The sequence below is a fragment of the Paenibacillus sp. MB22_1 genome, from assembly GCF_047200555.1.
GTDB lineage: Bacteria > Bacillota > Bacilli > Paenibacillales > Paenibacillaceae > Fontibacillus > Fontibacillus phoenicis.
The window spans coordinates 737,113-753,602 of the sequence record NZ_JBLADV010000001.1 but is presented as its reverse complement, the minus strand read 5'-3'; the positions used below and the strand labels follow the sequence as shown (position 1 = coordinate 753,602).

Genomic DNA, 16,490 nt, shown 5'->3' with positions numbered 1-16,490 from the left:
TGGTGTCGATCCTGACCCGAAGGGACGGCCTGTATTGTTTATTTGCCCAAACGCTCTTGCTCCAGCTCGTGCGCGTAGCGGACCAGCTCGGCTTCGACCTGATCGCTGGTCGGTAAGCGGTAGCAGGCTGCGCCCACTTCTTTGCTCTCCCGCGAATCGGAGTTCAAGATGCGGTGCTTCACCCGCAGCAGCGCCTGCGGCGACATGCTTAGATCGGTGACGCCAAGGTACAACCATAACGGCACCGCTTTCTCGTCCCCGGCCATTTCGCCGCAGACGCTCACGGTGATCCCGGCATCCTTGGCCGCTTGTACCGTTTGACGCAGCAGTCGCAAGACGGCCGGATGGAACGGATGATACATGTGGGCGATCTGCTCGTTCATCCGGTCAACGGCGAGCACGTACTGTACCAGATCGTTGGTGCCGATACTGAAGAAGTCCACCTCTTGGGCCAGCAGATCGGCAATCGCCGCCGCGGCCGGAATTTCAATCATAATGCCGACCTGAATATCGGGGTCGTAAGCGATTCCTCGCCGGGTTAAATCCTGCTTGGCTTCCTCCAGGATCGCATTCGCCTTGCGGATTTCCTCCAGCGAGGAGATCATCGGATACAGGATTTTCATTTTGCCGTAAGCGCTGGCGCGCAAAATAGCGGCAAGTTGAGTTTGAAACAGCTCGCGGCTATCCAAACTGATGCGGATTCCGCGATAACCCAGCACCGGGTTCTCCTCTTCCTGCAGCTCGAAATATTCCAGCTGCTTGTCGCCGCCGATGTCGAGCGTCCGGATGACGACCGGATGCGGACCTGCCTTCTCCGCGACCTGCCGGTACACTTCAAATTGCTCATCTTCCCCAGGGAAAGTGGACCGGTCCATATATAAAAATTCCGTGCGGAACAAGCCAACGCCTTCCGCGCCGTGCTTTAAAGCCAGCTCCAAGTCCTTCACGGAGCTGATATTGCCGGCGAGCCGCATGCGTACGCCGTCCTTGGTCACCGCTTCCACTGCAGCCAGCAGCTGCAGCTGTTCTTTGCGGCGGCGCTGCTTCTCCGCCAGCTCCGTATACCGGGCGATGATCTCCGGCTCTGGATTCAGATATACGCATCCTTCGTCGCCGTCGATCACCAGCAGATCGCCCGTTTGTAACGGCTCGGTCAGCTTGTTCTCCAGCCCCGACACAAGCGGAATGCCAAGGGCCCGCGCCATGATCGCCGAGTGCGACGTTTTCCCGCCGGCCATCGTGACCATACCCAAGACGTTGTCCGGGTTCAAATGGACCAATTGGGAGGGGGAAAGCTCCTTCGCCACCAAAATATACGGCTGCGTATCCGCCGGCAAGGTGATGTCCGGCGTCCCCAGCAGATGCTTCAGCAGGCGATTGCCGACATCCTTGATGTCGAGCGCCCGTTCTTTCATATATTCGTCATCCAGCAGGTCAAACATCGTGACAAAATGATCGATCGCTTCCTTGACGGCGACCTCCGCCGCCTTGTATTGGCGTTCGATAATCCCCTGGATCTCGCTCATAAATACGGGATCCTCCAGGATCGCCAGATGGGCATCAAAGATACCGGATTCCTCCGCACCCACCGTCTCCTTAATCTCGTTCTTCATCACTTCGATTTCGGTTTTGGACGTGCGAATACCTTCGTACAACCGCTCGAATTCCTTGGCGAGATCCACCTTCTCCATTCGGCGATCCGGTACGTCCCATTCCCAGGCGGGCAGCACAAAAGCTTTGCCGATGGCGACTCCCCCTGCTGCTCCGATCCCCTGTATCATGTAGTGACCCCCTAGTCCTGCTTGTAAGTTCCTAACCCAAGGCACTGTTCATTCTTGAACTTTCTCTATAGGATGCCCTCTATCTATTTCATTATGGTAATCCTAGCCCCTTAAATTTGTCAAAGAAAAAACGCGCAGCCCAAAAAGGGCCCTCCGAACTCGGACGGGTCCTCTTGGATAGGCTTAGCTTAACTGCGTTTTCCGATCAGAATGCTATCTTCGACCTTGATGCAGCGGTCCATAATGACGGTCAGTCCGCCTTTCGAGGCGATCTCATAAGCTTCTTCGCTGAAGATCCCCAGCTGCAGCCAAAGTACGCGGGCCCCGATCTTCACTGCTTCCTCCGCGACCGGCGGCGTCTGCTCACTGCGGCGGAATACGTTGACAATATCAACCGGCTCCGGGATATCCGACAAGCTCGGGTATACCTTCTCCCCCAGAATTTCACCGCTGACCATCGGATTCACCGGGATAATGCGGTAACCATTCTGCTGTAATGCTTGAGCAACCATATACGAAGTCCGGTCAGGTTTGTCTGACAGACCCACGACGGCAATGTTACCGGCGTTTAACAGAATCTCCTTGATTTCCTCACGGCTTGGATTCGCAAATGCCATTTTGGCCATCCTCCTTTGTCGGCGCCGGCCCAGCCAGCGCCTTGCCTCTTAGTTCAAGTTTATTCTACCCGTTCGATAGATGCACCAAGCGAAGTGATGTGATCAAAAAATTGCGGATACGATTTCGCCACATGATGCGCATCCTTAATCACCAGCGGCTCCCGGCAGCGAAGGCCTACGACGGTCAACGCCATAATGACGCGATGGTCATAATGCGCATTGATTGTCACGCCGCCTTCGAGGCCTGACGGACGCCCGTGTACGATAATTTCCGACTGGCGTTCTTCGACGTTCGCGCCGGCTTTTTTCAACTCGGTCAAAAAGTCGGTGATCCGGTCGCATTCCTTGTAGCGTAAATTTTCCACGTTATAGAAACGGGACGTCCCATCGGCGAACACCGCAGCCGCTACCATCGCCAGCACAGCGTCGGTTGCCGCGTCGCCGTCAAATTCCACCGGCCGCAGACGGCCATTCCCTTGAACGTGCACCGTACCGTCCTGATGCGTCAGCGGCACGTCCATCATCTGCAGCACGTCCACCACGGCACGCTCGCCCTGCTTGCTGTGCTCCGCCAGCCGGTGAACCTTCACGTCCGACTTCGTCACGGCTGCCGCAGCCAAAATCGCCGCCGAGCCGGGATAGTCGCCCTGCACGGTATACGTCTTCGCCTGATAGCTTTGCCGTCCTGGCACGCGGAAATGCATATAATCGTCGCTGGCATGGATCACGATCCCGGCTTGCTCCAGCACTTCCAGCGTTTGCCCTACAACGACCTTCGATTTCAGATCGTTGAGCACCTCGATTTCGCTGTCTTCATCAAGCAGCGGCGTCAGGAACAGCAAAGCGCTCAGGTACTGCGAGCTGACCGATCCGGATACGCGGATCTTCCCGCCCTTTGGCGCGCCGCCGCGAATGGTAATCGGCAATTTCCCTTCGTTATGGCTAACTTCCACTCCAAGCTGCCCCAAGGCGTCGATCAGGTCATCATGCGGCCGTTTGCCCAGCGAATCCGGATACGTGTTCACGAACGTCACCTCCGGGCAGAGCGACGCGATTGCCATCAGGAAACGGAGTACCGCCCCGGCATTCCCAACGTTCAGCTCCTTGACGTCCTTCGGCCGCCGTCCAAAGCCGGTGATGACGATCTTCTCCTCGTCCTCTTCCAGCACCGCGCCCAAATCGGCGATGCAGCGTCGCATGGCGTCGCTGTCCTCGCTGTGCGCCGGGTAATAAACCGTGCTTGTCCCTTCCGCCAAAGCCGCAACCAGCAGGTAGCGGGTTGTATAGTTTTTGGAGGATAATGCTCCGATTTCGCCCTTTAACTCCGGCGTAGGCCTAACGATAACGTCCATAGTGTTCACATTCCCCTTTGTTGTGATTAATCAAGAACCGCGGTAATGCGTTAAAATTTCAGCCGCCACTTGCTCCGCGCTTTTCCCCGAAGTGTCTACGGTCAGATGGGCAAAAGCATAAGCATCCTTCCGTTCCTCCAGCAGCGCGGTGATCCGCTCCTTCGCGCCTCCGGCCAAGAGTGGCCGGCCCGGATCCTCCCCGACCCGCACGAGAATCTCGTCGGCCGTCGCTTGAAGCGCCACCACCAGACCGCCGTCCCGCATCGCCAGGCGATTCTCCTCGCGCAGTACCGCACCGCCGCCGGTGGCCAGCACAATCCCTTGCTCCTGCAGCGTTCTCCGCAGCGCCGCGGTCTCAAGATCACGGAAATAAGCTTCTCCTTCGGCCGCAAAAATATCCGGAATCGACCGCCCGGCCTCCATGGCAATCCGCTGATCGAGATCAACGAGCTTTAAGCCGGTTTCGGCGGCCAGCAGGGAGCCGACGGTTGTCTTCCCCGTTCCCATCATGCCGATGAGCACGATGTTATAATGCAACATTTTATCACCTGCTTGCTCTGCATAGATCCTAAAGGCACTCGCTCAGAGTAAACTTTTTCATATCATAACACAGGCTGTCCTATTTTCACCATGAAAAAAGAAGCCGGAAGGAACGCTTTCGTCCCTCCGGCCTCGGGTTGAACCTAACCTGTAGTTTAGAACCATTGATGGTGGAAGACGCCTTCCTTGTCCACGCGTTTGAACGTGTGCGCGCCGAAGTAATCGCGTTGCGCTTGCAGCAGGTTCGCCGGCAGGCGTTCCGTACGGTAGCTGTCATAGTAGGACAGCGCGCTGGCAAAGCCAGGAACCGGAATTCCGTACGCCACGGCGGTGGAAACCACGTTGCGCCATGCGTCCTGATAGCTTTCCACGATATTTTTGAAGTAAGGGTCGAGCAGCAGGTTCTTCAGCGCCGGGTCACGGTCATACGCTTCCTTGATGTTATGCAGGAACTGGGAGCGAATGATGCAGCCGCCGCGGAAGATCATTGCGATGTTGCCATATTTCAAATCCCAGCCGTATTCTTCGGAAGCGGCGCGCATTTGCGCAAACCCTTGGGCATACGAAACGATCTTCGAAGCGAACAGCGCTTTGCGCACGTTCTCGATAAATTCCTTCTTGTCGCCGCTGAACGCCGGTTTCGCTGGTCCGCTCAGGATTTTGCTGGCGGCTACGCGCTCTTCTTTCATCGCCGAGAGGAAACGGGAGAATACCGATTCGGTGATCATCGAGAGCGGTACGCCAAGGTCGAGGGCGCTTTGGCTTGTCCATTTTCCAGTACCTTTTTGACCGGCAGCATCCAGAATCACGTCGACCATCGGTTTGCCGGTTTCTTCATCGTATTGAGAGAAGATGTCGGCGGTAATTTCGATCAGATAGCTGTCCAGCTCGCCTTTGTTCCATTCGCTGAAAATTTCGTGCAGTTCCTTGGCATCCACGCCCAGCACGTCTTTCAACAGATGATAAGCTTCGCAGATCAGCTGCATATCGCCGTATTCAATGCCGTTATGCACCATTTTTACGTAATGGCCGGCTCCGTCCGGACCAATATATGTACAGCAAGGATCGCCGTTTACTTTTGCGGAAATCGCCGTCAAAATCGGTTCAACCAGCCTATAAGCGGATTCTTGTCCACCCGGCATGATCGCAGGCCCTTTCAAAGCGCCTTCTTCACCGCCGGATACCCCGGTGCCGATGAAGCGGAATCCTTTGGCTTCCAGCTCTTTGCTGCGGCGTTGCGTATCTGGGAAGTGCGCATTGCCCCCGTCGATGATGATGTCGCCTTGATCCAGGTAAGGCAGCAGCTGTTCAATCGTAGCATCGGTCGCCGGACCAGCTTGTACCATAATTAAAATTTTACGCGGCGATTCCAACGAGTTCACGAACTCTTCAACGGAAAACGTGCCGACGAGGTTTTTCCCCTTGCCCTCGTTGTTAAGCAGGTCATGCGTCTTCTCAGGGGAACGGTTATATACGGACACAGTAAAGCCCCGGCTTTCAATATTCAGGGCCAAGTTCTTGCCCATGACGGCCAAGCCGATGACGCCGATTTGTTGTTTTGACATGGTCTCCATCCTTTGCACACTATTTTTTTCAATATTATCATTTTAACTCTTTTGTGTACAGAAGTGAACCCTGGCCGTTAGCCCAAAAAACAACCCCCAACGCCGTGGGAGCCAAGGGCTTGCCATTCGATTTTAGGTTGTGGGTATTCCTTTAGGATGAGCCGTTTCCATCATTACCATTCAAGCTGCATTAGTTCCATTCTCAGCTTGCGCAGCCGCTCTTTGCAAGCCTCCGAAGCTTCGGTGTCCCCCTGTTGGATGGCCTCGAACAACCGCTCCAGCTCGGTGTCCAGCTCCTTCTGCAGCTGTGCCAGCCGCTCCTCTGCCGCTTCGGATGCAAACATCTCGGCCATTTGCGCCATGTCGACGATGGGCCCTTTTTGAAAAATAACCCGATGCTCCATCCCCGAAATTTCTACCAGCCGAATCACTTCTCCAAATAAAATGTTCTCGACTAAGATCTGACGATCCCTAATCCGTTTGACCACCGCATGACCGCGCAGGTCGCCGATCAGCTTCTCCAGCCATTCCGCCAGCTTGACATCCCGGATGACATAATCGCCTACCAGCTTGTATCCTTTGGCGAGACGCTGAAACCGCAGCTTGGTCAGCTTGCGTCCGGTGCGAACGGAGATGATGAAGAGCGATTCGTTTTCGCTCCAATATAAAGAATACCCGTCTTGGATCAAGTCGCGGATCAATTGTTGTATGTGCCGGCGGTCGAATCGGAGTTCCAGGTTGCAGTATTCCACTTCGTAACTTTTGTTCACGGCACTCCCTCCTAACGGTTTACCATATCTTATACTTCATCTTATGTAATGGAACTTGGTTTATTGATTATTTTTGCCTCGTTCAGGCCGGAGTTGCCGCGGAAAATATGATATACTAGTACCGTTGCACATCGAACCTAATCAGATCCATGCCGAAAGTTGGAGGTACTGCACGATGGCCTTTGAAGGATTTACGACACAAGATTTCGACGCCCTTACCGTCCCGGGTCTGGAGTCCCGAATGGAAGCGATTATTAGTCACATTAGACCTAAATTGGAGACGCTGGGTGCGGAGATGGCCCCCTACCTGTCCGCTTTATGCGGAGAAGAGATGTTCCCGCATGTGGCCAAGCATGCCCGCCGGACGGTGAACCCGCCGAATGACACGTGGGTCGCCTGGGCGGCCAGCAAGCGCGGGTATAAAGCGTTGCCGCATTTTCAGGTCGGGATGTTCTCCACGCACCTGTTTATCATTTTCGCCGTCATTTATGAGAGTCCCAATAAGGCCGTGTTTGCCAATTATTTGGACAAGCATGCGGCGCAAATTAAGAAGACGATCCCGGACGGGTTCTACTGGTCCCTGGATCATATGAGCCCGGACGGCACACCGCACCGGGAAGCGGATACCAAGCAGCTGAAGGCCTGGGCCGAGAAGCTGAAGACGATCAAGAAGTCCGAAGCCCTGTGCGGATTGCGGCTGGAGCGGAACGACCCGATCGTATCCGACGGAACCAAGCTGATCCGCACGGTTGAAGAGACGTTCCAAACGCTGTTGCCTTTGTATAAAGGCGCGTTTTGAGCTTGGAGCAGAAGTAACCTAACGGACACCAGAGACGCTAATGACTGTCCTAAGCGACTTCCCGTTGGCTAACGGACTGAGGAGGCCTTATTCAAGGAATAAGCAGCAATCCGGCTGCCCATGTCCCTGGATAAGGCCTCTGGTGTCCGTTACAGCGGGAAATGACCGGGAAATCGGCCAATAAGGTCACTACGGTCCGTTACACACATGGATGGCCTGCCTTCTGGCTTGCACTTCAAGCCTCCCTGACCTTATGGGTTGGGGGAGGCTTTTTGCGTGCGGACGAGGCCGAGGTGCAGGAAGAAGAGCAGCGCCATCGTGACCGCGCTGGCTAGGAACGGTGCGGCCGGGCCAAGCAGGTCCCACATTTTACCGGAGATGATCGGCCCGACAACCATGCCGGAGCCCTGGATCGTCAGAAACAGGCCCCAGATCGTCCCTTTTTCCCCGCTTGGGATCATTTGCGCGATCATCGTATTCCATGTCGGGAGGATTAACGCATAGCTGCATCCAATTAGGATCACGAACGACCAGACCAGGGCGACCTCCCGCGTCATCGCAAACAGGCCGATCGAGAGCGCCGCCAGGGCGAAGCCGATATGCAGAAACCAACGCGTCCCCATCTTGTCGACCAGCTTGCCCACGGGGATCAACCCCAGGACGGTAATCCCGCCGCCGATGACCAGCATGGCGCTGAACGTCTCCGGCGACAAGCCCAGCTCCGTCCGGACGTACAGCGTGATGACCGGCGTCAGCAGACCGACGGCGAATGATTGCAGGAACAGCGCCGGGTATAACAGCGGACTGACGTGTAAATGCGTGCGGATATGGTGAATCGAAGCACGCAGTTGACGCCACATCCCTCCGATCTTGGCGGAGGGGGAATGGCCGGGGACGGCAGCTTTGGCCGTGCCCGCGGCGGTGGAGCCGCCCGATTTTCCCGGCAACATCAACGACACCAGCAAGACCAGCGCCAGGCATCCGAGCAGGAACCAAAAGATCGGCTGATACGAATCATTTAAGAAAAAGTTGATCAGAACAGGCCCCAACCCGGTTCCACCAAGGCTGGAAATTTGGATGACGCCCATCGCCGTCGCGAAGTTGTTATTCTCCTCCGTGACCGCAGTGATGCCCATCAAGACGCAGGGCCAGAGCGGCGCAGTCCCGATGCCGAGGAGCGCGCAGCCAAGCACGAGAAACCCCATGGAGGGAAGGAACGCGATCATCGCTACAGCGCCTAGGGTGATGAACAAACCCAAGCTCATCGTCCGGCGAAAGCCGATCCGTTCGATCAGCCAGCCTGCCGGGCTGCGAAACAGATTATCCCCGATATACTGCATCGAAAAAGACAACCCGATCGCAAACGCGCTTAGCTTCAGCACATCCCCCATATAGACCGGCAGGATGGATACGATGAGCGCCCCCTTGACGAACTCCACCAAAAACATGATAAGCCACAGGCTGGCGAACGTGGGATTCAGCAGTTTTTTCCTTGCGATGCCGCTTGTCAGTTCCACGAAAAAGCCCCCTCTCCTGGTTTCCGATCACCGGTTCTCTTACATTTTGTCCTTTTTTGTCGGCAAATTAACCCATGTTCCGTCAATTTTGCGTAAAAACCAGCGGGTTTTGCTTGCATTCCAGACGCATTTTGCTATACTCAAGCTTGTTTGAAAATTATGTAGATGAAAGGCAGGGATGGCCCGTATGGATCATCAAAGCACGCCGCTCTTCACTGCTCTCAAAAAGCATGCGGCCGGCAATCCCGTTCAGTTTCACATTCCTGGGCACAAGAAAGGGCTCGGCACCGATAAAGAATTCCGAGAATTCATCGGCGATAACGCCTTGTCTATCGACTTGATCAACATCGCCCCGCTAGATGACTTGCACCAGCCAACAGGCGTCATTCAAGAGGCGCAGAAGCTGGCCGCCGACGCCTTTGGCGCGGACTACACCTTCTTCTCGGTACAAGGGACCAGCGGAGCCATCATGACCATGATTCTATCTGTTTGCTCTCCGGGAGATAAAATTATCGTCCCGAGAAATATCCATAAATCCGTGATGTCGGCCATTATCTTCGCCGGAGCGAAGCCGGTGTTTGTCTCGCCGGCGCAAGACCCGAATTTGGGCATCGACCACGGGATCACAACGTCCTCGGTCCGCCGCGCGCTGCAGCGTCATCCCGACGCCAAGGCGGTGGTGGTAATCAACCCGACGTATTTTGGCGTTTGCGCCAACCTGAAGGAAATCGTCGATTTAGCCCATAGCTTCCATGTACCGGTGCTGGTGGATGAAGCGCATGGGGTGCATATTCATTTCCATGAGAAGCTGCCGATGTCCGCAATGCAAGCGGGCGCCGATATGGCAGCGACCAGCGTACACAAGCTGGGCGGCTCGATGACGCAAAGCTCGATTCTGAACCTGAACACGAAGAACGGGTACGTGAATCCGCAGCGCGTGCAAACGATCATCAGTATGTTGACAACGACGTCCACTTCCTATCTGCTGTTGGCTTCCCTGGATACAGCGCGACGCAATTTGGCGCTGCACGGACGGGAAATGGCTGAACGGGCGATGGAGCTGGCCGAATATGTCCGGTCGGAAATTAACCAAATCGAAGGCTTGTACTGCTTCGGGCGGGAGATTTTAGGCGGAGAAGCAACTTATGATCATGATCCGACCAAACTGACGATCCACGTTCGCCACTTGGGGATTACCGGCTATGAGACGGAAAACTGGCTGCGCAAGCACTACAACATCGAAGTGGAGCTTAGCGACATGTACAACATCCTGTGCCTGATTACCCCAGGGGATACACAGGAGACGGCCGATATTTTGCTGACCGCGCTGCGGGAGCTGTCTAAAACCTATTATAAGGAAAATAACGCAAATGAGCTGATCGTCAAGGTCCCGGAAATCCCGCATTTGTCGTTGATCCCGCGGGATGCGTTCTATGCGGATACCGAGGTCATTCCGTTTAAGGAATCGGCTGGCCGGATCATTGCCGAATTTATTTATGTGTACCCGCCGGGGATTCCGATTTTGCTTCCGGGTGAGGTCATTTCCCAGGACAACATCGACTACATCCTCGATCATGTCGAGGTCGGCTTGCCGGTAAAAGGGCCGGAGGATCGGTATATCGACAAGGTTAAGGTGATTGTTGAAGCGGATCCGATTTTTTAATTCAAATCGAGTAGGATGGGGACTATCCCCATCCTTACCCAATGTACGGAAATGGCCGCAAGGCCTATTTGAGTGCCATTGTTGACGGATATGACAACTCTGTTGTTTCATGGGTGCTCAGCCATTCCAATAACAATAAGCTTGTTATGAATACGGTAAAGAAAGCTTTTAAAAGAAACCCGAATGCTATGCCGCTCTTGCACAGTGATCGCGGCTTTCAATATACTTCGCTGGAATACAAACAACTTCAAAAGAGATACAAGTTTACAACAAGTATGTCCCGTGTAAGTCGATGTTTGGACAACCAACCCATTGAACGATTCTGGGGTACTTTTAAAGCAGAAAGCTTTTATCTGGAAAAGTACGATACGTATAACAGTCTCCTTCGTAGTGTAAGAACTTATATCCATTATTACAATAATTTTCGATGCACCGAACGACTATACGGCTTATCCCCTAACGAATATCGACGAGCAGCTTAACTAAGAAAATAATCCCCTCAGTCTTGATAACCGAGGGGATATTGAATACTGATGATTTTGTTTTTTAGTCTGTCTACTTGACAGGGAGCACTTCAGATTCCTGGCTGGCCTAAGAGAGCATACAAAGCGCTCATTCTCAATAAATTATTTTTTACTATCTACTATATTGTTTAACTATTTTACCGTCCTTTTTTGATATTAAAAAAGTAGCTATCGGCACAGATGCTTGATCAAAAAAGATTACTTTGTAGCATCGTATATGTTTACCTTCCTCAGTAACAGTATAAACTTCATTTGTTTCTACAAAATATTCTGTTTCTAAAACAGTATATTTCTCTTGAAATTCATTGAGGGCTATATCATTAGCTGTTTCTAGTGTGATGGTAATTGAACAACCTGCAAGTAAAATCGGAAATGCCAATAAGCAAAATAGAAGTCGCTGCATAAAATTAAACTCCATTAACAACTGACATACTGATATTTCCCCAATTGTTATAGTACATTTGATTGCGAGCATTTTCTAAACTGGTTGCTGCATTTTTGCTATACTGTAATCTCGAATAAGTACCATATGCTGTTGAAGTTAACCCTGCAAATAGAGATAATGCTCCACCATAATTGAGGACGATTGTAATCCACCCTGCCGGACCTGTTCCCCAACCAACTACTAGCAACACGAAAGAGGATAATGCCAAGGCCCAGCCTAATACCTCATAAAAAGTATTTGATTCCATATAATCAACTACATTTGTTTCGTAATCATCAATGTATGATCGAAAAGTATTGAAAGCAGAGGCGTTTTTGCTATCTCCTATAGTCGTACCTACATATTTAATGTACTTTTGACTTTGTGCAGACAAAGCTTGTGCTACAAAATTACCATTAGTGTACTCGTAGTTGTAGTAATTGTCATATGCGCCTGCTCTGTCTAATGCTTGAATCTTCATTTCATTTTTTAACTTATCAATTTTCATTTTCAAATCTAAAAATTGTTGCCTTGTAAAACCCTGAACTTGCTCATATTTCACATCTACTAACAATTTACTTTTTTCTTCAATATTCTTTTCTATTGCTAGAGCTTCAGTTGAGTTAATTTCAATGGGGCCGTTCTGTGATTTATCCCTAGTTCGATTTACTGAAATAGTTGTCAATTCATTTTTGTTAAATCTCAGTTCTCCTGTCTTCTGTTCTGCAAGCCCTGTCCGATAGTCATTAGAAAATTCTTGTTTTAATATTAAACTATATTGGTAGTTATCATTTACATCATAATAATCTTCAACCGCTGAAATTTTTGTACTAATAAAATTTACTGAATTCGTTATTTCTGTTATGGATTCGACCCTCTTATATCCAGTCTTTTCATAAATATGAAATTCATTTGGATCCTCTGAGTAGGTATCAATAACAAATGCTTCAGTAGTAATGTGTTTCTTCTCTTCTGTTGATTCGGCATGAACGCCGGAAAATGAAGAAACGAAAAAAGAACAAATACAAGCGGGATAATAACGTGCCTACTTTTCCTCATAATAATACCTCCCTAATTTATATCCATATATAATGAGATGACCTAATATATGGTAATTTTACTATATCTTAAATTTGGAAATATTGGAATAATTATTTTAATTTTTTGTTCTTTTTGATCAAAGTGGTATGTGCTCTTGGGGTAAAACCTTCTGTTACCAAACTGCATCTAAACTCTACCCTTGCATCAAGTGACTCTATATAATCTCCACTCCTTTGATTTTCATAACCCCTTCAAAATTTCGATCGTCTCCCTTCACTTGATCATGATCTCTTTTCGTCTATACTTCGGGTTTTGAACGCAGCCCGAACATCTCAATGATCTTGTTTTTCACAATCCCCAGATCTCTCTCCCGCATAAGTGGGTAGTTTTTTGCTTCAAAGGTGTCGTAAAAACTCATCAACCTAGAACTATACAAAAAGCCCCCCGCTTCCGGGGAGCTCTTAGCTTCTATACCAGGTGATCCGCCGCAAATTAGGCTTCATCCATTTGGGCGACAAGCTCGTTGTAAGCTTCTTCTACCTGTTTCCATTCCTGTTCGTCTTCGATATTGTAAAGCACCATTTCTTCGTTCTCTTCTTCCATGCGGAGAATGATGCCGTCCGCTTCCGGATTGTTGCGCTCGAGCAGCAATGCGTACACTTTCTCGCCAACGTCGAACGTCTCGACAAGAACCATCTCTACGTCGTTCCCTTCTTCGTCGGTCAGCGTCAACACAAACTCTTCATGCTCATGATCATGATCATGGTCATGATCGTGGCCGCAGCCGCATGCTTCGCCGTGTTCGTGATTGTGGTCGCTCATGAAATTACCTCACTTTAAGTATGTTTTAATGGACTGAAGAAGGGTCTCCCGCTTCGTTCCTCCCGTATCGTAACACTTTTGGTGGGGACAGGTCAATTTTCGTGAGCGGATGCCCGTGTTGTGCTCGGTTGTGCGGTTATTTCAGAACGTTAATGCTTTTCTCCGCAACGAGCACGAAATCTGATCCGTTAGACGGTTTCATGTAGAACCCTACGATGTAGCGGCCCGATGTCTTGAAATCATACGTGTAGTCCTTGGTCCGGAACCAGAAGTTATCGCGCTGCTCTTTGATTTCATCCGTCTGGATCTCCTTGGACGTCCCGTCCGGGGCCGTGATGGACACCCGCACTGCCGAGATGTTCGTGCGTAAATTATCAATTTGAGAGAAAACGTTAAACTTCAGCTTCCCCGTCTTCTTCACATCGCCAAACACATTGTCATCCGCGAATAGAAACATATGGACATTGGGTTTATAATAATTCACCGTTTTGGTGCTGTCATTAAATTCAACTAAACCTTCGAGATTGCGTACGGGTACATAGGTTTTGCCGTCTATAATATATCCGCCGTCTTCCAGCTCGCGGCCGTTCAGCATCAGCTTCACCTTGGTGCTCGCGGCGTCGGCAAAGAGCAGGGAACCTCCCATAAGAGAGAATGCCACCACCAGTAATGCAACTCTTCTCCATTTCATGAATGTTGACCCTCCATTTGATTCCTGTTGATGTATAGTTATACTCGCTGGTTCCGGTCAAGTTGCGGTGTTGATGGGAAATGACGGCATTTTTTTATAGAGCGAGCCTAACCTTTTGTTTCGGCTGGAAATTGTGTACAGTTAAAGAGGTGATCCATACTTGACCTAAGGGGGAATGCCTGATGGCTTTACGACTACAAATGCTGGGGACGGGCGGAGCGTTTGCCAAAAAATATTTTAATAACAACGCGCTCCTCTATGCCGGTGACTTCACCCTGCTCATCGATTGCGGAATCACCGCCCCCCTGGCGCTGCACACGATCGGCAAGTCGGTGGAGGAGATCGATGCCGTGCTGATTACCCATATCCATGGCGATCATGTTGGAGGCTTGGAAGAGCTGGCTTTTCGCCGGAAATTTGGTTCTGGACGGAAACCGATCCTGTATATTGGTGAAAATTTGGTGGAGCCGCTATGGGAAAATACGCTGAAAGGCGGGTTAAGCCAAGACGGTGTAATCCACTCGCTAAACGACGTGTTTGACGTGCGTCTATTAAAGGAAAGCGAGCCTGCACAGCTTGCCCCTGAGTTAAAAGTGGAGCTCATCCGAACGCCGCATATCCCGGGTAAACCCAGCTATTCGCTTTATATCAATGAGGAGATTTTTTACAGTGCGGATATGACGTTCGAGCCGGAGCTCTTAATGAGGCTTGTTCGTGAGCGGGGGTGCCGCCGAATTTTTCACGAGGTCCAACTTACCGGGAAAGGTGAAGTTCATACGACGCTGCAGGAGTTATTGTCCCTGCCAACCGAGATCCAAAGCCAAATCCTGCTGATGCATTATAGCGATGATATGGAGTCCTTCCGAGGCGCTACGGGGAACATGGACTTTCTGCGTCAGCACGAAGTCTATACGCTGTAACAAAACAACCCTGCGGGTATGCTTACCTGCAGGGTTCTTTTTCTAAATATAGGATATGGATCAACGTTATTCGAAGCTAGGCAAGTTATCCAAGTTGTTGGACGGATCTCCATCAGCATCGCCGCGGATATACATCTCTCCGTCCCGTCCCTTAAACACATTGACGCCGGCGATCGCACCTGCCTTCACTTCCTGCAGGGCTTGCTGGTAATCCAGCACGCGGCCGCTGGACGTCTTGAACGCGACCAAATTCCCGTCACCGTTCTTCCGCACGGCAATAAACGTTTCTCTGGTATTCAGGGCCATCGGCTAGCTCATCTCCTCTTCATTAAGATTAGATCTAGCTTGCCCCAAAACCTCCAAACCTATGACCTTTACGATTTTAACGACTTGACCATCCGGACGTGCGGAATACCGGCGTCATCAAACGGTTCAGTCGAGATTGTCTCATAGCCGAGTTTAGCATAGAACCCTTCGGCATGGCATTGAGCATCCAGCACCGACTTCGTGAGACCGAGCTCCCGTGCCAGCTCCTCTAAGGCGAGCAGCAGGATTTTGCCTACGCCTTTCGAGCGGTACGGCTCACGTACGGCGATCCGCTGCATTTTGGCGGCATTGTCTTTATAGTAAATCAATCTGCCTGTCGCAACATAGTCCCCTTCCAATTCGATCAGCACATGATGTACATCCGGGCCAATCTGGTCGTACTCGTCAATTTCCAATTCAACGGGGACCTTCTGTTCCTCGACGAACACCTCTTTGCGGATGTCCAGGCATTTCTGTAATTGCTCCTCATGATCGACATGTATGATCGTTGCAGCCGACACTTCGTTCCCCTCCCACCATTGCTTGTCTGTTGGATCATTTAAACTGCATCATTATACAAAAAAATCATTTTTATGTATAGTTGTCTCATGGACATCGATGGAAAGGAGTTGGCTTAGGGGTATGGTCATGGGCATAACAATCGCCGCTGCGGTCGTCATCGCGGTTTTGCTGATTGCCTCCATGTTTTACACGACGAAGAAAGGCTACTCCCGCAAATGGGACGAGGAAGAATAAAGCATTTATTCCGTGGAATACACATCCTCTACAATCGTAGGCGAATACACGCCGTCCGACACGGATGGCCCAAACGGCCAAGGGAATGCGCCGGTCTGCCGGCTTAAGGTCTCCGCGTTTGGCGCCATGCGGCAGGCGCTGGTCAGGGCCAGCAGCAAGACGGCCCCCGCGACGGCAACCCAAAGGGACCGCGGCCGTTTCGTCTCGCTCTTCGGCGACGAGATTTGATCATTGCTGTTGTTATGATGGTTAAGGCCAATATGGCGGTGATGGTGGTTCCAACGCATGTTCACTTCTTCCTTTCGTTACGTGGTGCCTGTCTGTCTGATATATGCGTGTCATGGATGTATGCAGTGCTGACTGTATGCGCGTCTTGAATGAAATGCAGCGTCGTGACGTCAT

At 51.3% G+C, this 16,490-nt stretch carries 18 protein-coding genes; 4 read left to right on the top strand and 14 right to left on the bottom strand.

Annotated features, from left to right (window positions below; all coding sequences use genetic code 11):
- Positions 1-38: 38 nt before the first annotated feature.
- From ptsP to ACL02P_RS03355, 6 genes are all read right to left on the bottom strand, one after another.
- Entirely contained in the window at positions 39-1,781 is a 1,743-nt protein-coding gene (gene ptsP / locus ACL02P_RS03380) for a phosphoenolpyruvate--protein phosphotransferase (RefSeq protein ID WP_009225200.1), read from the bottom strand.
- A gap of 188 nt (positions 1,782-1,969) precedes the next feature.
- Positions 1,970-2,398: a CoA-binding protein gene (locus ACL02P_RS03375; RefSeq protein WP_009225199.1), complete on the bottom strand. Its 429-nt coding sequence runs from the start codon at positions 2,396-2,398 to the stop codon at positions 1,970-1,972.
- A gap of 59 nt (positions 2,399-2,457) precedes the next feature.
- The gene (gene aroA / locus ACL02P_RS03370) at positions 2,458-3,750 is read right to left on the bottom strand and encodes a 3-phosphoshikimate 1-carboxyvinyltransferase (RefSeq protein ID WP_009225198.1); all 1,293 of its coding nucleotides are present in this window, start codon (positions 3,748-3,750) and stop codon (positions 2,458-2,460) included.
- A gap of 30 nt (positions 3,751-3,780) precedes the next feature.
- Positions 3,781-4,290 carry a shikimate kinase gene (locus ACL02P_RS03365; RefSeq protein WP_412836826.1) on the bottom strand — a complete coding sequence of 170 codons (510 nt, stop codon included), beginning with the start codon at positions 4,288-4,290 and terminating at the stop codon, positions 3,781-3,783.
- A gap of 155 nt (positions 4,291-4,445) precedes the next feature.
- The gene (gene gndA / locus ACL02P_RS03360) at positions 4,446-5,855 is read right to left on the bottom strand and encodes an NADP-dependent phosphogluconate dehydrogenase (RefSeq protein WP_412836825.1); all 1,410 of its coding nucleotides are present in this window, start codon (positions 5,853-5,855) and stop codon (positions 4,446-4,448) included.
- 173 nt (positions 5,856-6,028) lie between these two features.
- Positions 6,029-6,625, bottom strand: a complete 597-nt coding sequence (locus tag ACL02P_RS03355) for a hypothetical protein (RefSeq protein WP_412836824.1) — start codon at positions 6,623-6,625, stop codon at positions 6,029-6,031.
- Positions 6,626-6,800: 175 nt separating this feature from the next.
- Between ACL02P_RS03355 and ACL02P_RS03350 the strand changes: the two genes are divergently transcribed.
- The gene (locus tag ACL02P_RS03350; RefSeq protein ID WP_260071629.1) at positions 6,801-7,424 is read left to right on the top strand and encodes a YktB family protein; all 624 of its coding nucleotides are present in this window, start codon (positions 6,801-6,803) and stop codon (positions 7,422-7,424) included.
- Between the two features lie 251 nt (positions 7,425-7,675).
- Here the strand turns inward: ACL02P_RS03350 and ACL02P_RS03345 are convergent, their stop codons facing one another.
- Positions 7,676-8,941, bottom strand: a complete 1,266-nt coding sequence (locus ACL02P_RS03345; protein ID WP_009225193.1) for an MFS transporter — start codon at positions 8,939-8,941, stop codon at positions 7,676-7,678.
- 187 nt (positions 8,942-9,128) lie between these two features.
- Here ACL02P_RS03345 and ACL02P_RS03340 point away from each other — a divergent pair, with 187 nt between their 5' ends.
- The gene (locus ACL02P_RS03340; RefSeq protein WP_323076921.1) at positions 9,129-10,604 is read left to right on the top strand and encodes an aminotransferase class I/II-fold pyridoxal phosphate-dependent enzyme; all 1,476 of its coding nucleotides are present in this window, start codon (positions 9,129-9,131) and stop codon (positions 10,602-10,604) included.
- A 41-nt stretch (positions 10,605-10,645) separates the two neighbouring features.
- Positions 10,646-11,086, top strand: coding sequence for a DDE-type integrase/transposase/recombinase (locus ACL02P_RS03335; protein WP_127576356.1), 441 nt, complete (start codon positions 10,646-10,648; stop codon positions 11,084-11,086).
- 154 nt (positions 11,087-11,240) lie between these two features.
- On the opposite strand, the gene ACL02P_RS03330 is transcribed toward ACL02P_RS03335, so the two are convergent.
- The 4 genes from ACL02P_RS03330 to ACL02P_RS03315 all read right to left on the bottom strand — a co-directional run bounded on the left by ACL02P_RS03330 (position 11,241) and on the right by ACL02P_RS03315 (position 14,106).
- Positions 11,241-11,531: a hypothetical protein gene (locus ACL02P_RS03330; RefSeq protein ID WP_412836823.1), complete on the bottom strand. Its 291-nt coding sequence runs from the start codon at positions 11,529-11,531 to the stop codon at positions 11,241-11,243.
- Positions 11,532-11,535: 4 nt separating this feature from the next.
- Entirely contained in the window at positions 11,536-12,237 is a 702-nt protein-coding gene (locus tag ACL02P_RS03325) for a hypothetical protein (RefSeq protein WP_412836822.1), read from the bottom strand.
- Positions 12,238-13,085: 848 nt separating this feature from the next.
- On the bottom strand, positions 13,086-13,415 hold the full coding sequence (locus tag ACL02P_RS03320; RefSeq protein WP_412836821.1) for a DUF1292 domain-containing protein: 330 nt from the start codon (positions 13,413-13,415) through the stop codon (positions 13,086-13,088).
- Positions 13,416-13,551: 136 nt separating this feature from the next.
- A complete protein-coding gene (locus ACL02P_RS03315) occupies positions 13,552-14,106 on the bottom strand; it encodes a copper amine oxidase (protein WP_009227122.1) in 555 nt (184 codons plus the stop codon).
- A 182-nt stretch (positions 14,107-14,288) separates the two neighbouring features.
- Here ACL02P_RS03315 and ACL02P_RS03310 point away from each other — a divergent pair, with 182 nt between their 5' ends.
- Positions 14,289-15,026: an MBL fold metallo-hydrolase gene (locus ACL02P_RS03310; RefSeq protein WP_412836820.1), complete on the top strand. Its 738-nt coding sequence runs from the start codon at positions 14,289-14,291 to the stop codon at positions 15,024-15,026.
- A gap of 66 nt (positions 15,027-15,092) precedes the next feature.
- Here the strand turns inward: ACL02P_RS03310 and ACL02P_RS03305 are convergent, their stop codons facing one another.
- The 3 genes from ACL02P_RS03305 to ACL02P_RS03295 all read right to left on the bottom strand — a co-directional run bounded on the left by ACL02P_RS03305 (position 15,093) and on the right by ACL02P_RS03295 (position 16,375).
- Positions 15,093-15,332, bottom strand: a complete 240-nt coding sequence (locus ACL02P_RS03305) for a DUF3892 domain-containing protein (protein WP_323076926.1) — start codon at positions 15,330-15,332, stop codon at positions 15,093-15,095.
- 68 nt (positions 15,333-15,400) lie between these two features.
- Positions 15,401-15,853 carry a GNAT family N-acetyltransferase gene (locus tag ACL02P_RS03300; RefSeq protein WP_009227125.1) on the bottom strand — a complete coding sequence of 151 codons (453 nt, stop codon included), beginning with the start codon at positions 15,851-15,853 and terminating at the stop codon, positions 15,401-15,403.
- A 240-nt stretch (positions 15,854-16,093) separates the two neighbouring features.
- Positions 16,094-16,375 (bottom strand): hypothetical protein, encoded by a 282-nt coding sequence (locus tag ACL02P_RS03295; RefSeq protein ID WP_260071946.1) that lies wholly within the window; start codon positions 16,373-16,375, stop codon positions 16,094-16,096.
- Positions 16,376-16,490 lie beyond the last annotated feature (115 nt).

Bases quoted from the DNA above. Each gene is read 5' to 3' on its own strand.
- ptsP (WP_009225200.1), bottom strand. From the start codon at position 1,781: ATGATACAGGGGATCGGAGCAGCAGGGGGAGTCGCCATCGGCAAAGCT.
- ACL02P_RS03375 (WP_009225199.1), bottom strand. From the start codon at position 2,398: ATGGCATTTGCGAATCCAAGCCGTGAGGAAATCAAGGAGATTCTGTTA.
- aroA (WP_009225198.1), bottom strand. From the start codon at position 3,750: ATGGACGTTATCGTTAGGCCTACGCCGGAGTTAAAGGGCGAAATCGGA.
- ACL02P_RS03365 (WP_412836826.1), bottom strand. From the start codon at position 4,290: ATGTTGCATTATAACATCGTGCTCATCGGCATGATGGGAACGGGGAAG.
- gndA (WP_412836825.1), bottom strand. From the start codon at position 5,855: ATGTCAAAACAACAAATCGGCGTCATCGGCTTGGCCGTCATGGGCAAG.
- ACL02P_RS03350 (WP_260071629.1), top strand. From the start codon at position 6,801: ATGGCCTTTGAAGGATTTACGACACAAGATTTCGACGCCCTTACCGTC.
- ACL02P_RS03340 (WP_323076921.1), top strand. From the start codon at position 9,129: ATGGATCATCAAAGCACGCCGCTCTTCACTGCTCTCAAAAAGCATGCG.
- ACL02P_RS03335 (WP_127576356.1), top strand. From the start codon at position 10,646: ATGTACGGAAATGGCCGCAAGGCCTATTTGAGTGCCATTGTTGACGGA.
- ACL02P_RS03330 (WP_412836823.1), bottom strand. From the start codon at position 11,531: ATGCAGCGACTTCTATTTTGCTTATTGGCATTTCCGATTTTACTTGCA.
- ACL02P_RS03320 (WP_412836821.1), bottom strand. From the start codon at position 13,415: ATGAGCGACCACAATCACGAACACGGCGAAGCATGCGGCTGCGGCCAC.
- ACL02P_RS03315 (WP_009227122.1), bottom strand. From the start codon at position 14,106: ATGAAATGGAGAAGAGTTGCATTACTGGTGGTGGCATTCTCTCTTATG.
- ACL02P_RS03310 (WP_412836820.1), top strand. From the start codon at position 14,289: ATGGCTTTACGACTACAAATGCTGGGGACGGGCGGAGCGTTTGCCAAA.
- ACL02P_RS03305 (WP_323076926.1), bottom strand. From the start codon at position 15,332: ATGGCCCTGAATACCAGAGAAACGTTTATTGCCGTGCGGAAGAACGGT.
- ACL02P_RS03295 (WP_260071946.1), bottom strand. From the start codon at position 16,375: ATGCGTTGGAACCACCATCACCGCCATATTGGCCTTAACCATCATAAC.